This is a genomic window from Elusimicrobiota bacterium (genome assembly GCA_016706425.1).
In the GTDB taxonomy this organism is placed as follows: domain Bacteria; phylum Elusimicrobiota; class Elusimicrobia; order FEN-1173; family FEN-1173; genus JADJJR01.
The window spans coordinates 219,836-245,244 of record JADJJR010000001.1 but is presented as its reverse complement, the minus strand read 5'-3'; the positions used below and the strand labels follow the sequence as shown (position 1 = coordinate 245,244).

24 protein-coding genes are annotated in these 25,409 nt (G+C 64.9%); 4 read left to right on the top strand and 20 right to left on the bottom strand.

The window, feature by feature from the left end:
* Positions 1-116: 116 nt before the first annotated feature.
* From IPI56_00990 to IPI56_00965, 6 genes are all read right to left on the bottom strand, one after another.
* Entirely contained in the window at positions 117-839 is a 723-nt protein-coding gene (locus IPI56_00990) for a DUF481 domain-containing protein (GenBank protein MBK7544317.1), read from the bottom strand.
* A 78-nt stretch (positions 840-917) separates the two neighbouring features.
* Positions 918-2,078 carry an OmpA family protein gene (locus IPI56_00985; GenBank protein ID MBK7544316.1) on the bottom strand — a complete coding sequence of 387 codons (1,161 nt, stop codon included), beginning with the start codon at positions 2,076-2,078 and terminating at the stop codon, positions 918-920.
* 10 nt (positions 2,079-2,088) lie between these two features.
* The gene (locus IPI56_00980; GenBank protein ID MBK7544315.1) at positions 2,089-3,243 is read right to left on the bottom strand and encodes an OmpA family protein; all 1,155 of its coding nucleotides are present in this window, start codon (positions 3,241-3,243) and stop codon (positions 2,089-2,091) included.
* Between the two features lie 8 nt (positions 3,244-3,251).
* The gene (gene mscL, locus IPI56_00975; protein ID MBK7544314.1) at positions 3,252-3,596 is read right to left on the bottom strand and encodes a large-conductance mechanosensitive channel protein MscL; all 345 of its coding nucleotides are present in this window, start codon (positions 3,594-3,596) and stop codon (positions 3,252-3,254) included.
* A 77-nt stretch (positions 3,597-3,673) separates the two neighbouring features.
* Entirely contained in the window at positions 3,674-5,272 is a 1,599-nt protein-coding gene (locus tag IPI56_00970) for a DUF1957 domain-containing protein (GenBank protein MBK7544313.1), read from the bottom strand.
* Between the two features lie 9 nt (positions 5,273-5,281).
* Positions 5,282-6,142: a DUF4912 domain-containing protein gene (locus IPI56_00965; protein ID MBK7544312.1), complete on the bottom strand. Its 861-nt coding sequence runs from the start codon at positions 6,140-6,142 to the stop codon at positions 5,282-5,284.
* A 507-nt stretch (positions 6,143-6,649) separates the two neighbouring features.
* On the opposite strand from IPI56_00965, the gene IPI56_00960 reads away from it, so the two are divergent.
* Both IPI56_00960 and IPI56_00955 read left to right on the top strand, forming a co-directional pair.
* Entirely contained in the window at positions 6,650-7,216 is a 567-nt protein-coding gene (locus tag IPI56_00960; GenBank protein ID MBK7544311.1) for a hypothetical protein, read from the top strand.
* Positions 7,213-8,388 carry a hypothetical protein gene (locus IPI56_00955; protein MBK7544310.1) on the top strand — a complete coding sequence of 392 codons (1,176 nt, stop codon included), beginning with the start codon at positions 7,213-7,215 and terminating at the stop codon, positions 8,386-8,388. Before IPI56_00960 ends, IPI56_00955 begins: the two co-directional genes overlap by 4 nt.
* A 365-nt stretch (positions 8,389-8,753) precedes the next feature.
* On the opposite strand, the gene IPI56_00950 is transcribed toward IPI56_00955, so the two are convergent.
* From IPI56_00950 to IPI56_00885, 14 genes are all read right to left on the bottom strand, one after another.
* Positions 8,754-9,836: an ABC transporter permease gene (locus tag IPI56_00950; GenBank protein ID MBK7544309.1), complete on the bottom strand. Its 1,083-nt coding sequence runs from the start codon at positions 9,834-9,836 to the stop codon at positions 8,754-8,756.
* Positions 9,833-10,942 (bottom strand): ABC transporter permease, encoded by a 1,110-nt coding sequence (locus IPI56_00945; GenBank protein MBK7544308.1) that lies wholly within the window; start codon positions 10,940-10,942, stop codon positions 9,833-9,835. Before IPI56_00945 ends, IPI56_00950 begins: the two co-directional genes overlap by 4 nt.
* Entirely contained in the window at positions 10,939-11,850 is a 912-nt protein-coding gene (locus IPI56_00940; protein MBK7544307.1) for an ABC transporter ATP-binding protein, read from the bottom strand. Before IPI56_00940 ends, IPI56_00945 begins: the two co-directional genes overlap by 4 nt.
* Positions 11,847-17,057 (bottom strand): diguanylate cyclase, encoded by a 5,211-nt coding sequence (locus IPI56_00935; protein MBK7544306.1) that lies wholly within the window; start codon positions 17,055-17,057, stop codon positions 11,847-11,849. The genes IPI56_00940 and IPI56_00935 overlap by 4 nt, the downstream gene beginning before the upstream one ends.
* Positions 17,054-18,202, bottom strand: coding sequence for an SDR family oxidoreductase (locus tag IPI56_00930; GenBank protein ID MBK7544305.1), 1,149 nt, complete (start codon positions 18,200-18,202; stop codon positions 17,054-17,056). Before IPI56_00930 ends, IPI56_00935 begins: the two co-directional genes overlap by 4 nt.
* A gap of 123 nt (positions 18,203-18,325) precedes the next feature.
* Positions 18,326-19,045: an ABC transporter ATP-binding protein gene (locus IPI56_00925; protein ID MBK7544304.1), complete on the bottom strand. Its 720-nt coding sequence runs from the start codon at positions 19,043-19,045 to the stop codon at positions 18,326-18,328.
* Positions 19,023-19,766, bottom strand: coding sequence for an efflux RND transporter periplasmic adaptor subunit (locus tag IPI56_00920; GenBank protein MBK7544303.1), 744 nt, complete (start codon positions 19,764-19,766; stop codon positions 19,023-19,025). Before IPI56_00920 ends, IPI56_00925 begins: the two co-directional genes overlap by 23 nt.
* The gene (locus IPI56_00915) at positions 19,763-21,124 is read right to left on the bottom strand and encodes a TolC family protein (GenBank protein MBK7544302.1); all 1,362 of its coding nucleotides are present in this window, start codon (positions 21,122-21,124) and stop codon (positions 19,763-19,765) included. The genes IPI56_00920 and IPI56_00915 overlap by 4 nt, the downstream gene beginning before the upstream one ends.
* Positions 21,114-21,749, bottom strand: coding sequence for a TetR/AcrR family transcriptional regulator (locus IPI56_00910; GenBank protein ID MBK7544301.1), 636 nt, complete (start codon positions 21,747-21,749; stop codon positions 21,114-21,116). Before IPI56_00910 ends, IPI56_00915 begins: the two co-directional genes overlap by 11 nt.
* Positions 21,750-21,821: 72 nt before the next feature.
* Positions 21,822-22,031: a DUF2892 domain-containing protein gene (locus tag IPI56_00905; protein ID MBK7544300.1), complete on the bottom strand. Its 210-nt coding sequence runs from the start codon at positions 22,029-22,031 to the stop codon at positions 21,822-21,824.
* 64 nt (positions 22,032-22,095) lie between these two features.
* On the bottom strand, positions 22,096-22,641 hold the full coding sequence (locus IPI56_00900; GenBank protein ID MBK7544299.1) for a sigma-70 family RNA polymerase sigma factor: 546 nt from the start codon (positions 22,639-22,641) through the stop codon (positions 22,096-22,098).
* 38 nt (positions 22,642-22,679) lie between these two features.
* Complete coding sequence (locus tag IPI56_00895; GenBank protein MBK7544298.1) at positions 22,680-23,171, bottom strand: heme-binding domain-containing protein; 492 nt, start codon at positions 23,169-23,171, stop codon at positions 22,680-22,682.
* Positions 23,141-23,587, bottom strand: a complete 447-nt coding sequence (locus IPI56_00890; GenBank protein ID MBK7544297.1) for a DUF2147 domain-containing protein — start codon at positions 23,585-23,587, stop codon at positions 23,141-23,143. Before IPI56_00890 ends, IPI56_00895 begins: the two co-directional genes overlap by 31 nt.
* A gap of 35 nt (positions 23,588-23,622) precedes the next feature.
* A complete protein-coding gene (locus tag IPI56_00885; GenBank protein ID MBK7544296.1) occupies positions 23,623-24,231 on the bottom strand; it encodes a hypothetical protein in 609 nt (202 codons plus the stop codon).
* 126 nt (positions 24,232-24,357) lie between these two features.
* On the opposite strand from IPI56_00885, the gene IPI56_00880 reads away from it, so the two are divergent.
* Both IPI56_00880 and IPI56_00875 read left to right on the top strand, forming a co-directional pair.
* Entirely contained in the window at positions 24,358-24,837 is a 480-nt protein-coding gene (locus IPI56_00880; protein ID MBK7544295.1) for a prepilin-type N-terminal cleavage/methylation domain-containing protein, read from the top strand.
* A gap of 80 nt (positions 24,838-24,917) precedes the next feature.
* Entirely contained in the window at positions 24,918-25,397 is a 480-nt protein-coding gene (locus IPI56_00875) for a prepilin-type N-terminal cleavage/methylation domain-containing protein (GenBank protein MBK7544294.1), read from the top strand.
* The last annotated feature ends 12 nt before the right edge of the window (positions 25,398-25,409 follow it).

Here is a 25,409-nt window from a genome sequence, read left to right as displayed (position 1 = left end):
AAAACCAGCGCTCTCGCCTCGAGTGTGATAATTTTGGCAAATCCCCCGGTCGGCTGTCAAGGCAAAAACGCGGCCCCGCCCTTTTCGGGTCGGGGCCGCGCGGGAAACGGACGCGCTCAGTAGTTGACGATGAGCGAAACCGCCGTCAACGTATCGGTTTTGCCGAAGGACGGCGGCGGGGTGTTGCGGAACTTGAGGCCGTAGGACACCTTTAAAGACAACCGCGTGGTCAACACCGCGGTCAGCGCCGATTCCGCGTTGAAGCGGTAATCCTTGCTTTCCTTGAAGTTGTGCAGGTATTCGGCGTCCTGGCTGAAATCCGCCGTGGCCGACAGCTTGTGCGCGTACTTGGCGTAGCCCCGACCAACCGCAAAGGTGACCCGCTCCGAGGCCACGCGTTGTTCGTTGATGTAACCCGCGCCCAATTCCGTGAGGAAAGTGTCGGTCTTGGTTTGGAGCCATTCCCGGCCCACGCCACCCGAGAGATCGTGCCGGTGGGCGAAGCCCGCGAACACGTTACGTTCCCATTGGTACCGTTCGAACAGGTAATTCCGGTCGTCCAGCTTGTACTCGACCTTTTCGCCGGCGTAATATTGTTCGGCCGTGCGCACGCCGTTGCTCTTGGTGTTGAGGGCTCCGGCGGGCAGCAGCAGGGTCCATTTGTTTCGCGTCCAGGTGAACAGGTTGGAGGCGCCCAGCGTGGTGGATTCGGTGTTCCCATTGGCGTCCAGGAAACTAAACTGGGCCGTGTCTTTCCAATTTTTAACAGGGGATTCCGCTGCCCGGAGAACGCCGCCGACGAGGGTCGCGATTGTGGCGATGCAAAGCAATCTTTTCATTTGCTTCTCCTTATTCTTTTTGAAAAAAACACCCCGCCCCTCCGTGAAGAGAGGCGGGGGATTGAAGAACGAGCGTCCTTACAGCTTCATCGCCGAGATCGCGGCGACCACGCGGCGGTTAACGGCGCGGCCCTCGAGGGTGGCGTTGTCGGCCAGGGGCTGGGCCGGGCCGAACCCCCGGGCGCTGATGCGCCCGGCGTCCACGCCAAGCTTCTCCACCAAATAAGCGCGAACGGCATCGGCGCGTTTCTGCGAGAGCGCCTTGTTGCCCGCGGCCGAGCCCACGTTGTCGGTGTGGCCTTCGATCACCACGGTGGTGTTGGGGAAGCGTTTCATGAACTCCGCCACCGTGGCGATTTGGGATTCGTAGTCGGGTTTGACGTCCGACTTCCCGGAATCGAACTTAACGCTGAGGGAAACCGTCACTTTCTCCGCGGGGCAGCCTTCGGCGTTGACCAGAACGCCGGCGCCGGTGTCCGGGCATTTGTCGAGAGCGTCGATCACGCCGTCGTTGTCCGAATCGCGCGGGCAACCGTCGGCGTTGACCGGGGTGCCGACGGCGGTGTTCGGGCATTTGTCGAGGGCATCGGCCACGCCGTCGCCGTCGGCGTCAGCGATGACGACAGGCGCCGGAACCGGCGCGGGGGCCGGTTTCGCTTCGACCACCGGGGCCGGAGCGGGGACGCCGCCCTGACCGCCGAAAAAGACGTTCCCCATCAAGCCGGCGGACCAAATGGTCGCCTCGATGCCGTAATCCTCTTTTTGTTTGCCAACCCAATGGAGGCGGCCGATGGCCCCGACGCTCAACCAACGCGCCAGGAACAATTCCAGACCGGCGCCGCCCTGGGCGGCAAAAGCCGTTTCGGTTTTCAGGTCGAGCCGGCGCAGTTCCGCCGCGCCGAGACCCACCGTGAGGAAGGGCTTCCAGGCCCCTTCACCGAAGGATTGCCAAACGCCGAGGGTCAAGGGACGGGCCTCCGACCGGTTAAAGGTTGTGTCGTCGTAATCCAGCCCGAGAGCGTCGTAGCTCAAGACCAATTCCGTCTTGGGCGCCACGCCGAAGCGCAGCCAGCCCGAGGCGAAGGTGTCTTCGTCGGTCAATTGTTTCGCGTCCTTCGGGGCGATCGCGCCGGACCAGCCCCCCGCGCCGCCCAAACCCAAACGGCCCGTGGCGTCGCCGGCGTTGACCCCCGCGCCGAACAGCCCCAAAGCCAACAAAAGCATCCATCGGTTTTTCATGTGCGTCTCCTTATTTTTTCTTGATCGCGCTGACCGTCGCCACCACGCGGCGGTTGGCCGCGCGGCCATCGGGCGTGGCGTTGTTCGCCACGGGCGAGTCCGGCCCAAACCCTTTCGCCGAAACACGATCCGCGGTCACCCCGAATTTGAAGAGAAGATGATTGCGCACCGCGTCCGCGCGCTTTTGCGACAGCGCGCGGTTGGCGGCGGGCCGGCCGACATTGTCGGTGTGGCCCTCGATGACCGTGGTCGTTTCGGGAAAACGTTTCAGAAATTCCGCAAGCCTCTTGAGTTCCGGTTCGAAGGAGGGCTTCACCGCGTCCCTGCCGGAATCGAAATTGATTTCCAGCGTCACGCTCACGCGCTCCACGGGGCATCCCTCCTCGTTGATGAGGGCGCCGCGGGGGGTGTTGGGGCATCGGTCTTTGTCGTCCGTCACGCCGTCCCCGTCCGAATCGCGGGGACAGCCCACGCCGTCCACCGGCGTGCCGGCGGGGGTGTTGGGGCATTCGTCGCGGGCGTCGGGCACGTCGTCGCCGTCCGCGTCGGGCGGCGGAATCGGTTTGGGCGCGGCGACCGGAGCCGGGGGCGCTTTCGGCGGGATGTAACCGTCGCAATGGAAGAACCAAGTCAAACCGGCGGTGGCGCTGTAGGCGCCCGCGTCGCGGGTGAAGCGGCTGTCGCCCCAGGTTTGAACATACTGTCCCTGCACGGACAGCGCCAGGGACTCGCCCCAGGGGCGCTCAAACCCAAGGGCCGCCCGGGCGACGGGCGCCGAGGTCCGGCGCCGGGTCGAGGACAGACCGCGGCCAAAACCGATGCCCCCGCCCAGGTCCACAAAGGGCGATCCGCCCTCCGCGTCCCCCAGGAATCGGCGCACACCGCCGGAAAGAGCGTGGAGGCGGGCGCCGGGGGTGGAGGCGTCGCCCGCCCCGGACAGGTTGTCAAAAGCGAGCAGCCATTCGGTTTTGGCCGAGGCGCCCCGGCGCAACCAGGCCCCCGCCGCCGCATCGGGGTCGGTGGCGCGGCCGAGGCCTTTGGGCGAGAGGAAATCGCCGGCGCCGACCGCGCCGCCGAGGCCCCAACGGCCTTCCCGGTCCTGGGCCCGGAGGGGCCCGGCCAACGAAACGCACAACGCCGCCAGAAGAAAGAGCTTTCGAACCATGGGAACGGTTATTTGGGGACCGCGGTCGAGGCGATGGGGATGCGGGCGATCTTGTTGGCGATCTTGATGGCGATGAAAATAGAGAACGAGATGATCAAGAAGTCGACCACCGCCGAGAGGAACACCCCGTAGCGCAAGAGAACCGCCGGAGCGGTTTCCGTGGCTTCTTCAATGGTGTAGGCCAGATTTTTGAAATCCACGCCGCCCAGCAAAATTCCGATGACCGGCATGAGCACGTCGCCCACCAGGGACGTCACGATCTTGCCGAAGGCGCCGCCGATGATCACACCGACCGCCATGTCCACCACGTTCCCCCGAAGCGCGAACTGCTTGAACTCTTGAATCATGCCCATGGGTCTTGCCTCCTGGTTGCCGGCTCTTTGCGCCGCCCGAGCTTTAACGGAAAGAGACGGGTTGATTAAGAAAAACGTCAATGCGCGCTTTGGTAGGCGCGGTAATCGATGGTGGGGAAGATGTTGTCGATGGATTCCAGGTTCGTCAAAAACCCTTCGTCCAAACGATTTTCCTGGACGCGGTGGTAGAGGTCCAGGAACCGGCCCATGTGGTCGCGGGTGCGCTTTTCGGAATATTGGCGGGCCGTCCCCACGGTCATCAAGAAAGCCCAGTCGGAGGATTGGGCCAGAAGGAGTTCCCGGGCCGCTTGGTTCAAGTAGCGCTTCAGCAGCCCCTCGGCGTTGGCGTGGATGTTGGCCAAGCGGATCATGCGCTCGGCCGCGATGTGCAAATGAGGGTAGATCCAATCGTTCGAGGCGTTCAGCCACACTTCGTGGTAGCCCTTGTCCCCCCAGCTGGAGGGCTCCGGCTCGACGATTTGCTGTTCGGGAAACTTGTGGAGGTATTCCATGGGGGTGATGGTCTTGACCCGGTCCTGATCGTAATGGGTTTTGCGGAGGAGAAACTCGAGGAAATCGGGCCCTTCGAACCACCAATGACCGAACAGTTCCGCGTCGTACACGGAGGTCACCACGGGAGGCCGGTTCATGACGCCTTTCAAGTACTCCACCTGGCGTTCGCGGTTGAAAAGGAAGTTCCCGGCGTGGGCGGCGGCCGTTTCCCGCGCCCGGTGGGGCATGTAGGGCTCTTTGTCGGCCAGGGCCACGCGGCCCGTCACCCGATGGTATTTGACCCCGATGTTCCGCCGCACCCCGTCGTCGTGGAGATAAGGACGAATATAGTTATAGTCAAGGTCGTAGCCCACGTCCCGGTAGAACTCGCGGTAATTGAAGTCCCCGGGGTAGCCCTGCTCGGCGGACCACACCTGGTGGGCCGTTTCCATGTCCCGGCCGAAAAATCCCACGCCGCCCTGGGAAAAAATGGGGGCGAAAACGCCGTAGCGGGGGCGGGGTTTCCCGAACAGAATGCCGTGGCTGTCCAAGAAAGAGAACGTGATGCCGTTTTCTTTGAGGTACCGGTCCACGCCGGGGGCGTAGGCGCATTCGGCCAGCCAAATGCCCCGGGGCGGGCGGCCGAAATGGCGTTGGTAGTCCTGGGACGCGATCCGGATCTGGGCGCGGCGGGACTCCTCGTGGATCATGAGAGGCAGATAACCGTGGGTGGCGCCGCAGGTGATGATTTCCAACAGACCCGCGTCCTGCAGGGCCTTGAAACGGGTGAGGATCCGGCCGCCGCAACCGTCGAAGATGTCGCGCACCCGACGGAATTTCGTCCGGTACATCTCGGCCGTCTCTTGAAACGCGGACGGCAGGCTCCGCGCGCGGACGATTTCTTTTTCGGCCAACTCCAGGAGTTTTTCGAGTTTGGCCCGGTATCGCCGCATCAAAAGTTCGTCCGCCAGCATGTTGCACAGGGGCGGCGTGAGGGACATCGTGAGCCGGAAGTGGACGTTTTCCCCGGCGAGGCGTTCCATCATGTCCAGGATCGGGACGTAGGTTTCGGTGATGGCCTCGTAAAGCCAATCCTCTTCGAGGAAGTCGGGGTATTCCGGATGGCGCACGTAGGGCAGGTGCGCGTGAAGAACGAGGTTAAGGTACCCCTGGGGGTCGCCCATGGCGGGGGCTTACTCCTGCCCCTTGCGCGTTTGCCGTTGGACTTTGAATTCGATGAAGCGGGACAGGTCCCCGTCGTGGTTGGTGGCCTGGATGGGGAAGGCCTGCTCCCCGTCCGGGAAGGCGAAGCGGAACGAAAAGGTGCCGTCGGGGTTCAGCGTCACGGGGCGGCCCTGGAAAGTGACCGTGGCGTCGGGCTCCGTGGCGCCGTACACAACGACCTCGCAATCGGCGACCAACCAGAACCCTTTGTGACGCACCGGGGGGCGGCCCCAGCTGGCGCCGCCCGGGGAGGTGGGGATGCCCGAAAACGAGGAAATGCCGCGCATGAGCTCCCAGCGTTGGGCGAGCATCTTGGCGATGTCGAGGGACCCCGCGCCCAGACGGCCGCCGCCGGACAATTCAAACAGACGTTCCCACTCGGCCTTGAGAACGCCCCATTTTTCGTCCACTTGGTCCGACACCTGCCCGGCGGGCAACCGGATGGTGTTGGAGATCGCGAGCAGCACAAACCGACCATCGGGCAGCACCAGACCCAATTCGGCGTGCCAGTGGCCGTCGCCCCGGGGGGAAAACACGTACCAGTTGCGCGCCTCGATGGCGATGTCCACATCGAAAGATTGTTTTTGGGTTCCGTGGTCGGCGTGCAAACGCAGGACGGAACGGCCCCGGTCGATCGCGTCGCCGAATTGGCGGCGCACTTCCTCCCACGTGTAGGGCGCCACTTCCCAATACGTGTGCATCCAACGGGGATCGCGGGGAAGGAGAACCAAACGGGTGACGCCGTAATCGTGCGGGAGGGGCCCCGCCGACGGGGGCGGGGCGGGCCGCGGCGCGGGGCCGGACGACGGAGCGTTCAAATGGGATGTCATGGGCGATTCGTCCTTGGATCGTCGGCGGGCCACGCCCGCCGACGCTCAAATGCAACGGGGTGAATTTAGCAAATAAATCGGCTTGCCGGGAGGCGTTGTTGATTTAAAAATATTACTTTTTAAGTCTGGAATGGCACGCCGTGTTCCGATTCAACCCGGGTTTTGCGTGGGGGATTCATGACGGCGAAAGCCAAAGGGAATGAAACATCCCGATCCGGGCGAGTACCAGATCTTCTTTTCCAGGCGCACGGGAACGCGGTTTCGGTGGCGAATCTAATAAATAAAGGAATACAAACAGAACCCGGCCTTTCCAGATCCGCGTTTCAGTTTATAAACCCGATTTTCCGAACCCACTCCCCCGCGCTACAACCGCCATTCTTCCACCGACACCAAGTCCCCTTCTCCGTTGATTGTTTCACATCTGGAAAACCTCACGTTTTGCAAAAGCCGAACGCAAAATCCGGGTTCAAGGGCGTGTGGCGTCCCGTGGTATACTGCAAGGCCATCGTGAACAAAAACGATTCCATCATTCACCGGGTCTTGTATTGGAAAAATCGGCCGGGCGCGGCGAGGACTCGCCGGGCCCGGGGACCGCTTATCGTCGGGTTGTTGGCGGGGGGCCTCGGTTGTTGTTCCGCCTGGAGCGCCGAACCCAAGGGCCCCTTCTTGGCGGTCCTTTGGCCCGGCCTTTCCATCGGTTACCGCGCGTTCAACTGGGCGTACGAAGGACGCTGGCAATTCATGGGCGGACACGCGGATAAAGGAACCGGATACAACGCCACCCTGGGGTCCGTTCGCGCCGCCCGGGGGGTCCCCCTCGCGCGGACCACGCGGGTTTACGCGGGGCTGGAGGCGGGGTGGTTCACCTATTCGACCGACGACGATTTTCGGACGAAGGGGATGACCCTGGGCGCCTATGTGGGATTGGAGAAATTTTTCAAAGGGCCCTTCTCCTTCGCTTTTGACATCGGTCCCTACTGGGCCGGAACGCGGGAAATTCAAGGGGAATCCGGATCGGAGTTTGATGCCGTGATCAACGCCGCGGTGCGTTGGAATTTCGGGAGGGAAAAATGAGGAAAACCGTTTGGGCGGTCACGGGGTTTTTTGTGTTGACGGGGTTCCGCTGGGGCACCGTTGATATCGGGCGGAAAGCCGCCGAAAACCAGAAAACCTCTTTGGACGCGAAATCCGAAAACGGGGCGCTGTCCTTGCTCCCCACGGGCCAACACCTGGGTTACATTGCCGGGTTTGAATCGTTTCCGCCCGCCACGGAGGCGGCCGTGCGGTCGGCGCAAACCCAAGCCATCGCGAAGGGAATGCGTGTGGCCCGCGTCCAAACGGACTGGTCGGCCTTGGAAATATCTCCCGGCGTGTTCAATAAAACGAATTTAGAAAACCAGTTGTCGGCCCTTCGCGCGGCGAACCTGAAACCGTTTTTGACCCTGACCACCGCCGACAGCGATACGTTCGAATTGCCGGCGGATCTCATGGATCCGTCCGACTCCCAAAAATTAAAGGCGGGCTTGACCCTGGATTCACCGACCGTCGTGGCGCGGTTCAATGACCTCATGGACTGGGTGGTCCCGCTGTTGGTGTCCAACGGAGGATGGGGCCTCTCCATCGCCAACGAACCCGGCACTTTGATCGATGACGGCCATTTATCGGCCTTCGAAATGGCGAACTTTGCGCGTTCCGCCCGGTCCCACATCCAATCCCTCGATTCCCGCCTGGCGGTGACGGTGACCATGCGCTATCAAGAGGTCCTGGTTTCCGCCGCGTATCTTCCCTCGATCATCGCCGCCTGCGACGTCGCCTGTTTCAACTATTACCCCCAGGACCCCAATTTTTATGTGGAATCAACATCCACGGTGAGCGGGCGGGTCGCCGCCTTGCTCCAGGCCGCGGACGGAAAAGAAATGGTCATTCAGGAAGTGGGGTGCCCCGGCGGATACGAAGGGGTCACGCCGACGAACATCGGGGGCAGTCTTTCCCGTCAATCGGCGTTTTTTCATGAATTCATCAATCAAATGGCGGCGAGGCCGAAATTGCGCGCCGCTTTTGTTTTTCAAATGGTGGACTGGTCCTCGGGTCTGACGAACGGCTTCCTGGGCGGTTTGCCGCCGGCTCCATGGGTGGAGGCCGTGCGAGAAACCATGCGCACCCTCGGGCTTCTTCGCTACGAAGACGGCACCTCACGTCCCGCGCTCGCGGAATTTTACGCGGGGGTCGAACGTTTCAAAAATTGATCCCTTGACGTCAGGCGTTCGTCTCGACCGTTCAAATATTCAGACGTTCGCGTCATCCAGCCCCGCGGCTCCGAAACCGGGGAGCGGTGCCATCGACCGCCGGCCCCCCCCACCGTCCCCTTCGTTCCCCCCGACATCAACCGTCGAATCGCGAGGTTCATCCTCACCGCCACCGGGCGGTGAAAGCACTCGTCTTCCGGAAAGCGCGGGGACTTTCGAGGAGAAAACGACCTCGCCGCTGCTCCTCCCCGTCTTTTCCGGCCTCGGCCCGGCGTGCAACGCCCTCCGGATCCCCGCCGCAAAGGCAAACAGAGGGGGGGGCTTGGTCGGTCTTCTGCCGGCGGAAGCCCTTATTTTTAAAAAGCCTACCGCAAATCCGGGTTCAACCGCGCGGCCGCCCAAAGGGCGATCACGACGCCGAGGGCGCAAAGCACCGCCCATTCCGACCAGAACAACGGCCCGACGGCGCCGCGCAACATCACTTGGCGGTTTAGCGACACGAAATACTGGATGGGGTTGAGCCACGCGAGGGGTTTGGCCCACAGGGGGAAATTCTCCACCGGGGCCATCACGCCGGACAATAGGATCGCGGGGAAGAGAAATAAAAAACCGCCCATCATGGCCTGTTGCTGATTTTTGGCGAAAGTGGAGATGAGCGTTCCCGTGGCCACCATCGTTACCACAAAGGCGCCCGCGTTCAAAGCCAGGGCCCACAGCGGACCGCGCACCGGCACGCCGAAGACCAGGTGGGCGAACCCCACCAAAAGCGGCACATCGGCCAGGCCCAACAGAACAAAAGGGAGGGTTTTCCCGAGGAATATTTCCCACCGGGGCACAGGCGCGGCCAGCAGGGTCTCCAGCGTGCCCATTTCGCGTTCGCGGGCGAGCGACATGCTGGTCAAAAGAATCGTGATGAGGCCGAGGATGAGGCCCATCACCCCGGGCACCAGATAAACCGCGGTGGCGAGGGTCGGGTTGTAGAGCGTGCGGACATCGAACGCCACGACCGGCGGGGGCGTTTCGTCCGAGGCCCGCCGCAGCAGGGCGTGGACATAGCCGTCGATGGCCCGCGCGCGGAGGGCGTTCGTGCCGTCCACCACCAGTTGAGCGCGCCCGTCCCCGCGCTCCCGCGCGCGGCTCGCGCCCCCGCCCGGGGCGATCAACACGGCGTCCGCGCGACCCGTCTCCAACAAGCGCACCGGATCCCCCTGGTCGGGCGCGGGCCGAAACCACCCCGAACCCCAAGCGCCCTTCCGCAGATCGTCCATCAGACGGTCCGCCGGGGGCGCCTGCACCGAGAGCCGCACGTTTTTGACTTCGTTCGACAGCGCGAGGCCGAACAGGGTCATCTGCACGACGGGGATCACGAAGATGACGACCCGCATCCGCCTGTCGCGCAGGGCCTGCCGGAATTCCTTGCGAACGAAACCGACGAGCGTGGCGTTCACGGTTCGAGGTCCCTTTTGAACTTGACGCTGGCCCATCCGATAAGCGCGGCCGCCAGACCCGCCAGCCAGAGCGCGGGCCGCGCCAATTCCAAGGGGCCGGCGCCTTTCAAAATGATGCCCCGGCACAATTCCATGAAGTGCCGGGCCGGCAGGGCCCAGGTGAGAATCCGGAAAAACGCCGGCATGCTTTCAACGGGGAAAATGAATCCGGAAAGGAGCAGGGCCGGCAACAGCCCCGTGAGATTGGAAAACTGCATCGCCAATTGTTGCTGGCGCGTGAGGACCGAAATCAGAAGCCCCTGGGCCAGGGTGCAGCACAGGAACAACACATTGGCCGCCAGAAAAAACCACAGGCTCCCTCGAAACGGTACGTGGAACAGGAGCCGCGCGGCGGCGTAGATCAACCCCGTGCTCGCCAGACACAGGCCGAGGTAAGGCGCCAGTTTTCCAAGAATCATCTCCAGGGGGCGCACGGGCGTGGACAGGAGGAGCTCCATGGACCCGGTTTCCCATTCGCGCGCCACCGTGAGCGCCGTCATCAAGATCGACAACACCCCCATCACCACCACAAACAACCCCGTCACCACGAACCAGCGGCTGTTGAGTTCGTTGTTGAACAGAAAGCGCGTCCGCAGAAGGTCGGCCGGCGGGTCGGCCCCAAGCCGGCGGGCGGCGACGGTTGCGACCCCGTCGAGATAACCCGCGATGACGCCGGCGGTCTGGTTGTCCGCGCCGTCAATGACCACCTGCGCCCGGGCGGGGATTCCGCGGGCGATGTCCTCGGCGAATCCGGGCTCGATGAAAACCGCCGCTTTGACGCGGCCCTCCGCCAACAAGCGGAGCGCCGACACCGCGGGAGGCCCGTGGGGTTTGAAATAACCGGACGCGGTAAAAGTCTCGGCGAGGGCGCGGGAGGCCGGGGTGTTGTCGCGGTCCACGATCCGCAGGCGGATGTCCCGCACGTCGAAGTCCAAGACGTAACCGAAAAACACCACGAGCAACACCGGCACGCCCACGGCCATGGCGAGGGTGAAGGGGTCTCTCCGCACGTGGCGGATTTCCTTCCGCGCCACCGAAAGCGCGCGGGGACCGGAGAACCTCCTCACGCGGGGCCCTCCACCCACCGCAAGAACACGTCCTCCAAGGACGGCTCGATGCGGCGGATCCGTGCGGTCGCGCCCCAAAGCCCCCGCGCGTCCTCCCAACGTCGGGGGTCGCGGACGGTCACGTGCCATCGCAAACCGTGGGGCTGAATCGTTCCCGCGGACAGGGCGGCGTCGCGCCAACCCACGGGCGGGGCTTCGGGAAAATGCAGTTCGTACAACGGCTCGGGGAAGGCCCTCGCTTTCAATTCGTCGGGCGCCCCGAGGGCGATGATCGCTCCGGCGCGCATCAACGCGATGCGGCCGCATTCGCCGGCTTCGTCCATGTAGTGCGTGGTGACGAACACCGTTTTCCCCCGGGCGGCGAGGCCCCGGATCAAAACCCAGAAGCGGGCCCGCGCCGCGGGCGACACGCCGGCGGTGGGTTCGTCCAGAAAAACGATCTCGGGGTCGTGCAACAGGGAGGCCACGAGCGAAACTTCTTGCTTGAGACCCCCGGGCAGATCGCGCACCAACGTATCGGGGCGGCTGTGAAACCCGATAAAATCGAGCAAATCGCGCGATCGTCGACGGTGGATTTCCGGCGGGATCTTCCGCAGGGCCGCGGCAAACTCCAAATTCTCCGCCACCGTCAAATCGGTGTACAGGGTGAATTTTTGCGACATATAGCCCACGCGCGACTTGATCGCGTTGGCCCCGCGCTCAAACGAGAGGCCCGCCACGACGACCCGCCCCTCCGTTGGGCTCAGCAGGCCGGTGAGCACGCGGATGGTGGTGGTTTTCCCCGCGCCGTTGGCCCCGAGGAACCCGAAGATTTCGCCGCGTTCGACCCGCAACGACACCCGGTCCACGGCCGTGAAATCGCCGAAGCGGACCGTGAGGTCTTCCACAACAATGGCGGCCTCGGTCACGGGGTCCCCCGTTGCCCTTTGGACCGCCGCTTGTCCTCGTAGAGGCGTTGATCGGCGAGCTCTTTAAGGGCCGCCAAATCCCCCTCCCGCGAAAACCCGTACCCAAAACTGCCCCACACCCGCGGGGGCGGGCGGTCCGGGACGTCGATCACGATTCCCGCGAAGGCCGCGCGTAATTTTTCCACCACCCGTTCGATGTGGTCGGTGGTTTCCCCCGGCAAGATCACGGCGAACTCGTCGCCGCCGATGCGCGCCGGCAGGTCGCTGGCGCGCAAACACCGTTTCATCTCCCCGCCCACCGCCTTGAGCACGCGGTCCCCGACCGCGTGTCCCAGGGTGTCGTTGATCAGCTTGAATTCGTTGAGGTCGATCAAAATCAACCCGAAGGCCTCTTTTTTCTCCACCAAATCCCGCAGAACCATGTCGTAGTAACGGCGTTGGTACACCTGGGTCAATTCGTCGGTGATCGCCAATTCGTAAAGGCGGGCGTTGTGCAGGGCCAGGGAGCATTGGGCCGCGACATGGGCCAACAACGACCGCGCCCGCCCCGCGTCGGGGGACGGCCCGACCACGAGAATTCCCTCCATCGCCGTTTGCGCCCAAAGGGGAATCCATTGCAGGTTCTTTCCGTCCGCCAAAGGGAATTCGGTGGCCTCCGAAAAACGCGCGCTCCGGAGGACCTCTTCAATTTCGGTCAAGGCGGCGGGGGAGAACCCCCGCTGCAGGCGCACCACGGGGCGGCCTTCCTCGACCAGCGCGACGGCGGCCGCGGACGCGCCGGTCAACGACCGGGCGCGCTCCAGCAGGGACTTGAAAATGCGCCGCCGGTCCAACACGCCCATCAATTCGCGGCTGGCGTCGTACAACTCTTTGAGGTCGCGCCGCGAGCGTTCTTGGTCCACAAACATCCGCGCGTTCGCGAACGCGGCGGCGGCTTGGGCGGCGAAGGCCTGCAGCACCTTCAAGTCATGCGTGTTGAAAAGCCCCCGCACCAACCGGTTGTCGAGGTACATGACCCCCAACGTCCGGTCCTGATGGCGAACCGGGACGCACATCACCGAATGGATTCCCGCCGACACAACGCTGTCGGCCGCGGTCCAATTCTCATCGGTTTCGGCGTCGGCGCTGAGGACCCCGCGCTCTTCGCGCAAAACTTGCTGAAGGACCGTTTCGGAGATGGGCCGCCCCTCGTCCTCCGCACGCACGCGGTACATCGCCTTTCGGGCCAACGCCCCCGTCGCCCCGTCCCGCAGAAACAAGACCGCCCGTTCGGCGCCGAATATGCGCGCGGCGGCGTCCACCACCATTTGGAACAAGGGCTCCGGGTCCAAAACGGCCCCGAATTGCAACGACAGGTCGATCAACGTTTCAAAACGTTGGGCCTCAATAAAACCCGAGGACGACCCGCTGGCGTGCGCGCTGGCGGATAAAGAGTGGACCGAGTCCTCGTTGGCGGCGGTTTTCAATTCGGGCAACAGGTCCGCGATGAGGTCCAAGCTTTTTTTGTCGCGCAACCGGCGCGCCAGCGTCCACGCCGCGCGCAAAAGGTGGGCGCTGCGGGCGGGGTCCTTTTCCCGCAGCGCCACCCCCCAGTCCCGCAGGGCGAAGGATTGGGCGGCCAAGGCCCCGTTTTCCACGCACCAACTCAACGACCGCCGCCAGGATTTCTCGGCCGCCCGGGGGTGTCCGATCTTCCAAAGGTATAGCGCCTCGTGAGGACGGCTGTTTTCCCGCAGGAAGACGGAAAAAGACCGCTGGTGGCGGCCGCGTTTTTGCAAGCGGCTCGCCCGCCGCCGCAGGACCCGCGCCTCGGTTTCGCTCCGGGTCTCGCTGAGACGGGCCAAAACCACTTCCAACCACCCGACGTAGGGATCGGTGTTTTCCGTCCGCAGATGGTGGCGCTCCCGAATTTCCTCGGCCGCGGCGAAGGCCCGCTCCGCCTCGTCCCAGGTGCGCAACTGGCCCAGAATCACCCCCCGCGCGATCCACAAGCAACAGGCGGCCATCCGGTCTTCCCCGGCGAGGACCTGGGGCATGAGGCGGTCCACCTCCTGCAACAACGATTGGGTGTTGACCCGACCGCGCATCTCGGCTTGAATGCGCACGGTGTAGGCCATGCCCGCGTAATGTTTCAACGACGAGGCCAGGCGATACGCTTTTTCGAGACAGGCTTCGGCTTGATCCCAATCCCCGAGATAAAGGTGGGCCGAACCGAGGAAATCCAACAGGTTAACGAGTTCCCACCGATCCCCCAATTGTTCAAATTCGGGTTCCGCGAGCCGACCGACCTCCAGGCAACGTCGCCACCGGCCGGCCGAAAACAAAACCATCGCCCAATAACTCCGGCTCTGGGCGGCGCCCCAACGGTCGCCCGCCTCCTCCCGCAGGGCGAGGCCGCGCTGGGCGTAACGCTCCCCCCGCTCCCACCAGCCGAGCACGGCGCAGGCGGGCGCGTGGTTGGCGTAGGCCTGGGCGATCTGATCCGAGACGCCGTGCGATTCCGCTCGGTTCATGTGGCGCAGGTGTGCCCAAAGCGCGCGGTGGGTGCTCGTGAAGAAATAGACATGGGCCAATTCATTGAGCAGGACGCACCGTTGCCGCTCCCGCGGCGGCGGAACCGGACGACCCGCGGGGGCCCGCCAGGTGTGTCCCGCTTGAACCAGGGCCTCTCGAAACAACGCGAACAACAACGCCGGACGATTCCGGGGAACCCGTTCCCCCAAACGGGCCAGAGCGCCTTCCAAAGCCGCCGCGGCCAGGGAAGATTCGCCCTTGGACAAATAGACGCGCCCGATCTTGCTTTGCAGTCGAACGACGTCGTCCTCGTCGACCGCCGCGGCCAACGCCGCCGCGTAGGAGGACAACGCCCGTTCGTACAGGCCGATCATGCGCGAACTGTCGGCGACGGATTCCCACAGGCGCTTTTCCCAGGTCTTTTTCGCTTCGCTGGCGGGAACGTCCTCGAGGCGGGCGCGCGCCTGGTCAAAGAGGTCCAGGGCTTCCCGATGGGCGTGGCGGTCGGCCGCCAAGACCCCGGCCTGGATCCCGTAGGCCACGGCCGGCACGGTCAAGCCCGCGCGGCCGAAGTGATGGGCGAGGGCGATGACCTTTTCCGGGCCCGCGGCCTCGTTTTTCTCGATCGCGAGGGCCACCCAACGGTGAAGATCGGTCCGGGCCGCGGTCGGGATGGGCTCGAGAACGGTTTCTTGGATTTTGTCGTGGGTGAAGACGCAGGGTCCGCCGCCCGCCGGGCGGAGGATGATCCGCGCCGCGGCCAACGCCCCCAGAGCTTCATCGACCCGCCGGGCGGCGTCCGTTCCCGAAAGGGAGTCCCGGAGCGCCAACGCCGTGGCCAAATTGGCGAACCGAAACGTCCGCCCCTCGATGGCCGCCAAACGCAACACCTCCCGATCCCCGGGCGCGAGGCGGTCGACGCGCGCGCGCACCGATTGGCGCGCCCCGTCCGCAAACCGCCCCTCGGCCAGGGCCGCGGCGTCGGCCACGCGCCACCCCGCGTCGGTTTTCGCCAGGGCGCCCGTTTCCACGAGGGCGTGCATCAATTCGATGGCGTACAGGGGGCAACCCTCCGCCCGCGCGGCCACGGCCTCCGCGGCTTCGACCAAGGGGTGCCCCACCATCGACTCGACCAATCGTCCCGTGTCCTCCGCGCGCAGGGGTTCGATCGCCACCCGCGCCGGGGGAACAAAACGGGCGATCGATTCGACCAACTGGTCCAATCGGTTGCCGGGCGACCATTCCTCCCGGCGGAACGCCAACAGGAGAAGCACCGGAAGACGGCCGGCGGTTTGCGCCAAACGGGCAATGAACTCCAAACTGCCTTCGTCCGCCCATTGCAAATCGTCCAGAACCAAGACCAAGGGAGCTTCGGCGGTCGCCAGGGCGCGCGCCACGTCGACGCCCGCGCTCAAAAAACGCTCTTGCCGCTGTTCGGGGGACAGGGCCGACACGTCCATCGGCTCGCCCAACCAAGCGCGGAGTTCCGGCACCAACCGACCCAAATCCGCTCCGCGCGTGCCCCCAAGCGCCCGCAGACGGTCCGCGGTTTCGTTGGACAGCGGCTGTCCGGCCAATTCGCGGAACGCCTCGGCGATCACGCCGTACCCCGCCACATGGCCGTAGGAGCGGCCGCGGCCCCATAACACGACGCTCCGGGTCCATTGGCGCGCCGCTTCCCGCAGAAGCCGCGTTTTTCCGAATCCGGAGAACCCCGCGACGACCCCCACCCGCATTCCCCCCTCCCCCGCCTGGCGATGGAGGTCCAACAGAGCCTTCAATTCCGTTTCCCGGCCGATGAATCGCGGGGGGCGCAATCGGGGCGCGGACTCTTTGAGCCGGAGCTCAAAGGGTCCGCGGTCGCCCGCCCGCCACCGCTCCCGGAAGAGAGCAAGATCGGCCGCCAATTGGGCCGCGTTTTGGTAGCGCGCCACCGGGTCTTTTTGGACCAAGGCCGTCACGATCCGGGCGAGGCCCGGCGGCGTCTCCGGGGCAAGAACCGGCGCCACCGCCGCGTGGCTGTGGATAAGTTCCCGCAGGGCTTGGCCGGCGAAGGGATGCCGCCCATTAAGCAACTCCACCGCCAGAATGCCCAGGGAATACAGGTCGCTGCGTTCGTCCGCGGGTTGCGGAAGAATCCCCAGCTGTTCGGGAGACATGTAGAGGTAGGTGCCGAGGGTCTCCGACGCGGGGCGGGCGTCGCGCAGGCGGCTCAAGCCGAAATCCAAAATTTTGACCGCGCTCTCGAGCCCCTCCAGGCACACCATCACGTTGGAGGGTTTGATGTCGCGGTGCAGAATCCCCTGTTGGTGGGCGTGGTCCAATCCGCGGGCGATGTGCCAGAACAACTGCGCCGCCGTGCCCGCGTCGAGGATCTGGTGGCTCGCCAGGATCTGCGCGAGGGTCATCCCGCGCGCCAGCTCCATCACCAAGTAGAGTCGATCGCGGTGCACGCCAAACCGCTCGAGGCGCACGATGTTGTCGTGAGAAAGCCGGGAGAGGTTTTCCGCTTCCCGCTCGAACCGCACGCGGGTTTCAATATCGGCTTCGGTCCAAACAGCCTTGGTGACCTTCACGGCGTATTGGCGGCCGGGATCGTCGGTCAGGCAGGCCCGGTAAACCACAGCGCTCGCGCCCTCCCCCAGGCGCTCCAAGAGCCGGTAGGGCCCGATTTGTTCGTTCAATTCCATCATCGCGGGCCCTCCCCAACGCGGGTCGCCGCGTAGCGGCGCAGCACCGGTCGGATCCATTCCTCCACGGCGGGAAGGGCAATCCCCGCCGAGGACAACGCGGCGGAGGTTTGGGCGGTTTCGACGCCGAACCCCGCGGCCGCGGAGGAATCCATGTCCGACAGAAAGTCACGGAGCGCGCGCAGCAGGGGCCGGGACCGGAGCGGACCCCAACGGGCCATCCACGGGACCGCGCGGCGAAACACCGACCAGGGAATGCGGTGGGGCGGCGGCACCGCTTCCCCCGCCTCGGCGAAAAGCAGCGGCAGGCGTTCGGCGTATTGCGCGGCGGTCCACGCCCCGCCGACGCGCGAGCTCAGGTTCAGCGCCCGTCCCGCCCAGTCGGGTTGCCGGGCGGACGTTGCGACGACCCGGGCGACAAAATCCGCCGGCACCGCGTCCAGGGGCAGGGGGGGAAACCGCGGGATCCACCCTCGGGTGGAGCGACCCCCCAGGAGGTCCATCAGCTCGTAAAAGACCTGGAACCGACGGACGCGCCCCGTGCGCGAATCCCCGACAACGAACGTGGGCCGGTGCACGGTGACCGGCAACGAGGTGGACGCGGCCCAGACCAAATCTTCGGCTTCCGCCTTGGCCGCCTCGTAGGCGGTGTGAAAACACCGCGCCGCCCGCAGCGGGCCCTCCGGGAGGCGTCCCTTCCAATTACCGGCGATCCCCCAGGAACTGATGTACTCCAGTTTTTGGACCCGGGGGGCGTTTCGGGAAAATTCCAGAACCCCGCGCGTCGCGTCGACCAAATCGCGCCGGGCCTCCGCCGGGGTCAGGTTCACGCGCACGGGGCCCGCGGCGTGAACCACATGGGTCACGCCGCGCCGCAGCGCGTCGTGGTCGTTGGGCGCCAACCCCCAGCCCGCTTCGGCGGCGTCGCCCACGACGCCCCGAAGCCGCGCGATCGCCTCGGCGGGAATTCCCGAATCCCGCAAAAACGTTTTAAGTTCCTCGAGTCGTTGGGCGGTCGATCGCCCCGGGGCGGGGCGGATCAGGACCGACACCGGCCATGGCCCATCCAACAAGAATTCAGCGGCGATGGCGGCGCCCAACACCCCGGCGCCCAGGATCAAGACTTCGGCGGGGTTGGTGTCGCTCACGCGGGGGGAACGCATCGGGAACCGAGCGGCGGGCGACGGGATTCGAACACCGGGAGAGGGATCATCGACGTAAGTCTAGGGGCCCGATCGTCGGAGCGCAAGGGGCGTTTGGGCCCGGACCGGTCATCGGCTTCCCCGGCGAATGAACAATTCGGCGAACCCGGGAACCCCCGCGTCCTCCAGAAGCTCCCGCGGGGGACCGTTCGCGATCCAGCGTCCCGCGTCCAGCACCCCGACACGATCGCACCGCTCCGCCTCGTCCATATAGGCGGTGGCGATCAAGACGAGCAAGCCGCCGTCGCGTAATTCGTAGAGAAGGTTCCAAAAATCCCGGCGCGAGACGGGGTCGACCCCGTTGGTGGGCTCATCGAGGAGCAACACCTCGGGCGAAGCGATCAGGGCGCACATGAGCCCCAGTTTTTTGTACATCCCGCCGGACAACTGACCCGCGGGCCGATCCACAAAAGGGGCCAGGCGCGTCAAAGCCAGCAGACGGTCGCGCCGCGGACGGTAAGACCCCTCCGGCACGGCGTGGAGGTCCCGGAAAAATTCCAAATGCTCCCCCACGGACAGGTCGGCGTAAAGGCTTTGGGTCTGGGGCATGTAAGCCAAACGGGGGCGGACGTCGTCGAAAGGGACGGGTCGGCCGTCGCGGAGGTAATCGATCCGGCCGGCCGAAGGCCGGAGCAGTCCCGCCAAGAGGCGGAGAAAAGTGGTTTTCCCGGCGCCGTCGGGGCCGATCAGGCCGTGCAGGGTGCCCGGCGCGAAGGCCGCCGACAGGCCGTCCAGCGCGGGCCGGCCGGCGATCGTTTTGCGCAGGTCATCGACCCGGATCGACAGCACGGGGTTTCCATTCCACTTCGACCGACATGCCGGCCTTGAGCCGGCCGTCGGGGTTGGCGATGGCCACTTTGATCCCAAAAACGAGGCGCTCGCGTTCGGTGCGTGTTTGGACGTTCTTGGGGGTGAATTCCGCGTCGCTCCGAATGAAGACGATCCGCCCATCGAAGGATTGCCCCAGGTCGGGACAACGGACCGTGACCGGTTCCCCCAACGCCCGCCGCGCCATGACCGGGGCGGGCACGTAGACCACGACGAAGGGGGATGACACGTCGGCAACCGTGAGGATTTTTTGGCCGGGGACCACCCATTCGCCCGGTTCCCGATAACGTCGAATCACCGTGCCCGTCAGCGGGGCGACGATCGTCGCCCAGGAGAGGCGCACCGCGGTGTCGTCCCGCCGAAATTGCAGCCGGTCCAGGGCCTCTTCGGAGAGGGACCCCTTGACGTTGAGGGCGCGGCCGCGCCGGTAGTCTTTTTCGGCGTTGTCCGCCGCGAGTTTCAAGTCGGCCGCGTCCAAGCGGGCCACCACGTCCCCGGCTTTGACCGCGGCGCCCTCCGGAACGGGCAGGGTCGTGAGCGGAGCCGCCAAGCGGGCGGACAGGTGGACCTCGGCGACTTCGACCGTGCCCGCGTAGGCGAAGGCGTTGTGACGCCGGACCCGCCAGACGGCCAAGACAACCAGCGCCGCGATGGGAAAGACGAGAAGATATTTTCGTTTCATGGCACCTCCGGGGCGCTCCAGCGGTCGATCCAGGCCAACTGGGTCAGAATCTCGACGGTCAAGCGCGCGCTCTGCACCCGCGCGTTGAGAAAGGTGGTGTTGGCGCTTTCCACCTCCAAGTAGGACGCCCGTCCGGCTTTGTAGGAATCGTAAACCACTTCGGCGATTTCCCGGCGGCGATCCACCAGGCGGCGCTGGACGTCCTCCTCCTCGGTCAAGCTCGCCAGCCGCTCCCGCGCTTGGGCCCAGGCAAAGCGGCGGTCTTCCCCGGTTTGGTCGAGCCGGGCCGCGGCCGCCGTCGCGAGGGCGTCCTGTTCGGCCGCGTCCCGAAGGCTTCGCCCTCCCTCAAATATCGACCACCGGGCGGTGGCGCCCAGGGTGTTTTGCTGGACGACCTCCTTCACCGGGCCATTGGGGTAGTCACGGCTGGCGCGGGCCAGGAGTTGCACGCTGGGGCCGCGCCCCGCGCGGACCGACGCCGCGGCGTCCCGGGCCGCCCGCGCGGCGAAATCGGCGGCGCGGAGGTCGGGCGCCTCGGCGTTGAACGGGCGGCGGGCCGCGTCCACCAAACGGACGCGGAGGGCGGCGGGGTCGTCGCTTTCAAAAACGAACGTGGCGGCGGGAACGTCGGGCGGCCGACGTTCCGCCACATCCCGGGGCAGAGGTCGCCGCAGGTCCGGTGGGGGCGACCGGGTCAAAAGGAACAGCGCGCGGAGGGCCGCGCCCAGATCGGCCTGCGCTTCGCTGAATTCGCGACGTCGTCCCAGGGCCTCGGCGTCGGATTGCAGCCAATCCTGTCGGCTGGCGGCCCCGGCGTCGCGGCGCAGGCGGATGTCCTCCCGCTGGGCTTCGGCCAAACGAAGCACCTCGGCCACCGAGCGGACCCGTTCGGCGGCCCCCATGGCTTGAAAATAGGCGCGGCGGACACCCCATCGCAACTCGTTTTCGGCGGCGTCACGCTCGGCCGCGCGGGCGGCCGCTTGATGGGAAAGGCCGGCCGCGGCGCGACGGCGTTGGCCGGAATCCCACACCGACCATTGGGCCTGGGGACCGAAGGAATAATTGGTGTTGTCCCCCATTTCAACAGCGGGCGCGAAAGGGCTGGGTTTAAACGCCGGCACCACCGCGAGGTGACGCCATTGGGCGTCGACGGACAATTTGGGAACCCCCTGGGCGCGCATGCTGTCCGCCCGGGCTTCGGCGGCGGTCCGGACCGCGTCGGCGGCGACGAGGGCCGGGGAACGGGCCAGGGCCGCGGCGACGCACTCTTCCAAAGTCAGCGCCCGGGACGACCCGGCGATCGTCCCCGCGGCGCCGAGGAGGAAAAGCGCGCTCCATCGCCGCGCGTCACGCCCCACGGGACAGCCCCCGGATCAACAGTTGAATGCGTTCGGCCAGTCCGGCGTCGCCCGCGACCGCCTCCTCGAAAACGTTCCATGAAAACCCGAAGGGTTCCCGGGTCCCCGCCCGGCGCAGGGCTTCCAAAAGGATGAACGGCAGGCCCACGGTCCCCAGGACCGAAACAATCACGTTGGGCAGCGGCGTCGGGCGCAACCGCCCGGCCGCCTGCCCTTCGGCCAAGGCCTCGAGAATCAGCCGTCCGTGCCGAAGAAAGTGGGTGCGGATGAGGGCCAAGGTGTCGGCGTCCCCCGCGAGGGCGTCTTGAACCAACGCAAGGCCGAGGCCCCGGTGGTCGCGGATGAAGGTTCCCAAAAACGTCAGCGCGCGCCGCAAACGCAACACGGGGTCCCTTTCGTCCCCCAGGGCCCCGAGGAAATCCCGGAAGAAATCTTCGTAGAAGAGGGCGAACATGCGCTGTTTGAAAACGCGGCGGTTTTTGAAGTGGTAATGGAACATCCCGGGGTTGACCCGGGCGCGGGCGGAGACGGCCCGCACGGTGAGCGCGGAAAAGCCTTTGGCCTCCACCAATTGGCGGGCGGCGGTTAAAAGGCGTTGATCAAGAGCGCGGGACGGGCGCGGCATAATTGGTCACGTGTATAATTATACACGTGACCAATAAAAAATCAACACCGCCGCGCCCGCCCGCGATCCCGGTTAGGACTTGGGAGCGCACTCCTCTTTGCAGCAGGCGGTGTTGAGCTTGAAAAGGAAATACGCCGGGCAAAATTTAAAAAGACCGGTCAAGAGCGGCACCGCGCCGATCCAGCCCCAGGGGGTCTTGGGCCCCACGAACACCAGAGAAATCAACACCAAACCCGCCACGATCCGAATCGCTCGGTCCGCCCCGCCGACATTGCATTTCATAGAACACCTCCGTGAGTTTGACTGCTTTGTTTACAACGAAATTGATCCCAATAGGTTCCTGCGTTTATGGCCTATGCAATTTGAGTTGTTTTTTCAACATGTTCCTTCCTCGATGCAATCGGCTCTTCACCGCCGAAAGGCTCAAGGAGAGCGCCCCCGCGATGGTTTCGTTCTTCAATCCGCGCAGGTCGCTCAAAGCCACCACCATTCGATAGTCCACGGACAAGCGGGCCAGGGCCTCGCCCACGGCTCTTTGAATTTCCCGCTGACGCGCGGTTTCGGCGGGGTCATCCGGGGGCGACAACAGCCCCCGGGCCAAGTCCGGGGGCAACCCCTCCTCGCCCCCCAAAGAAACCGCCCGTCGGCGCCGGCGCAGGCGCGTCCAGCAAAGGTTCGAGGCGATGCGATAAAGCCAGGTGCCCAACCGCGAGGCGCCCCGGAATTTTTGGATTTCCTTGAACGCCGTGAGGAAGGTTTCCTGGAAAACGTCGTCGGCCTCCGCCGGGGCCTGGGCACAGACCCGTTGGGTGAGGGAAAAGATCTTGTGCCGGTAGAGGTCCATGAGGGCGGCGAAAGCCCGGCCGTCTCCCGACTGACAGCGCGAAATCAACGCCCGCTCGTCCGCGGGCAGGGGCCCGGCGTCGGGGGTCAGCGGACGTCCTCGGTCGAGAGGACGGGCCCCGCCGTCGTCGCGGGGGCCGTCGACGCCAGCGCCCAGGCCCGGAGCGTTTCCTTATCGGCGGCGCTCAAGCGGGCCTCCGGGTGAAGGGGGACATAAAACCAAAGGGGCATTTCCTCCTCCTCCACCTCGTGCCAGACGCGATGGCGAACACGGGACTCCACGGCGGCGTCGGCGAAATTCCAACGGGAAAAATTCAATTCTTCGCGCCCCTCCCCCACATCGTGCGCAACCAGGAGCGACACCGGGGCCACACGGCTGTACCAGGGCCAAACGGTTTCGTGGGAATGACAGTCGTAGCAGGCCCGGCGGAGGACGTCCCGAACCGCCGGCGGCGCGTCCACTTCTTTTTCCACCGGCGGGTTGGAACGATCCGCCGGCACGAATTGAAGGACGCCCAAAAGGAGGACGGTGGCCCCGATCCCGCGCTTTAGGATTTTTTTCTTGGTGGTGTTTTCCATGACTTCACTCCCCCGTATTTATAAACCCGCCGCCACACCTGCGTCCGGTAAAAGGGGCCCAGGTACCCCCGGACCCGAAGGTGTTTCCCATTGTCCAAAAGTCGCAAGCGCACCCGGTAGGTTTTTCCGTTTTCCGGGTCCAAGATCGTGCCGCCCGCCCAATCGTCGGTTTTCGCCGAACGGGTGACGTGGCGCAGAATCGGAAGACCCAGAACCGGCCGGCCCTTCCATTCCCCGGGGCAATCTTCGCACACAGCGTCGCGGTCCCGGGGGTCCGTGATCGCGACCACCCGCCCCGTGAGCACGCCCCGACGCGCTCCGATGCGCACCCGGCCGGTTTCCTTACCCGTTTTGTCATCCACGGTCGCCCATTCGCCGATCGGGGCGGGCCCGCCGGCCACCGCTTCTCCGCAAATTAAAAAACAGGCTGTGACGGCGGCAACCGCTCGCCTCAACGGGCCTCCGTCAGGAGCTTCTCCTCGACCAACCTCCGGACCACCGCCCGAGCGGCCGCTTTCATCGTCCGCCGGGGACCCGCGTCGGCGGGCACGCCCAGGGTGCCGTGGCCCGACCAGACGGCGCGGCCGGTTTTGAGATCAATCAACCACACGTGGCCGCCCACGTAGCGTCGGCCCCCGGGCACCGCGGCGGTCTCCACGGTGTTAAAGGTCAATCCATCGGCCCCCGCGCGGAAGACCGACCGCCAGTCGGCGTCCTCCTCACGGTGGACAAAGGGGTGGAGACCCAGGACGAGCAGGGAATCGTACCCCTGGCCCGCCAACTGGGCGGCCAGGTCCTCGGGGCCTTTAACCGACGGGACGGCGACGCGGGATTCCCCCGGCGCGGTTTGGTGCGCGGCGAGGGCGGCGCGGAAGGCCTCTTCCGCCCGGCGGCGTCCGTCCGACGTGGGCGCGGCGTAACAGACAGCCGTGCGCCGGTAGACCCCGGCGGGCCCCAGGGCCTGACCCTCCAACCGCACGGTGGCGCAACCCGTCAAGAAGAAACAGCCCAGAGCGGCCCAAAAGGCGACACGGGAAGAAGCGGGGGAAGATGGTTTCATGAATGACTCCTTTGGGTTATCTGAAATCATTCTACTACCTTTCAGGTTCCCCAAAAGAGGGCTGCATATAACTGGAAAAATCAATCCGGGGGGGGTAGGCTTAAAAGGGGAACAGGGGGGCGCGTCATGCGCAAACCGCGTCGATGGAGCGGCTTCACCCTCATCGAGTTGATGCTCGTGGTGGCGATCATCAGCTTGCTGGCCGCCATCGCCATCCCCAAATTCTCCAACCTCATCATCAAAGCCAAGGAAGCCTCGGTGAAAGCGAAATTGGGGGCCCTGCGGAGTGGATTGTCGATCTACTACGCCGACACCGAAGGAATCATTCCTGGCGGTTGGGAAAACCCCCTGGCCTCCAGCCTGGTTCCGAAATACATGGAGAAAATTCCTTACGCCCAAATACCCCAGACCAACGACCCCCCCACGCGCGCGGAGTGGGTGAGTGATAGCGCGAACCATTCCGTGCTTCATAACGGTGTTGGTGAGTTCGGCGAACCGGCGGTCTGGTGGTACGTCACCCACCCAACGTCGTTCCGTCCTTTGGGGTTAATCCATGTCAATTGCACCCACACCGACATCACCGGCCGCACCTGGAGCACGTGGTGAGGTTGTGGTCGAATGGTTTTCATTGACTGGAAAAACCGCCTGGGGGGGGTATACTTAAAAGAGGAACAGGGGGGCGCGTCATGCGCAAACCGCGTCGATGGAGCGGCTTCACCCTCATCGAGTTGATGCTCGTGGTGGCGATCATCAGCTTGCTGGCCGCCATCGCCATCCCCAAATTCTCCAACCTCATCATCAAAGCCAAAGAAGCCTCGGTGAAAGCAAAATTGGGGGCCCTGCGGAGTGGATTGTCGATCTACTACGCCGACACCGAGGGGATCCTTCCTAACAATGGGGCCAACCCCTTGGCCTCCAGCCTGGTTCCGAAATATTTGGACCAAATCCCTTACGGACAACTGCCCCGGACCGGGGATCGCCCCAGCGACGGAGTGCTTATGGCCCCCTTGGGCACAGATATGATGGCGCACCATTTTAATAATCCCCAGTGGACCCCGCCTTTTTGGTGGTACGTCACCGACCCTGGCACCGCGATGCCTCTGGGGCCAATTTATGTCAATTGCACCCACACCGACATCACCGGCCGCACTTGGAGCACGTGGTAGGAGTAATAAAAA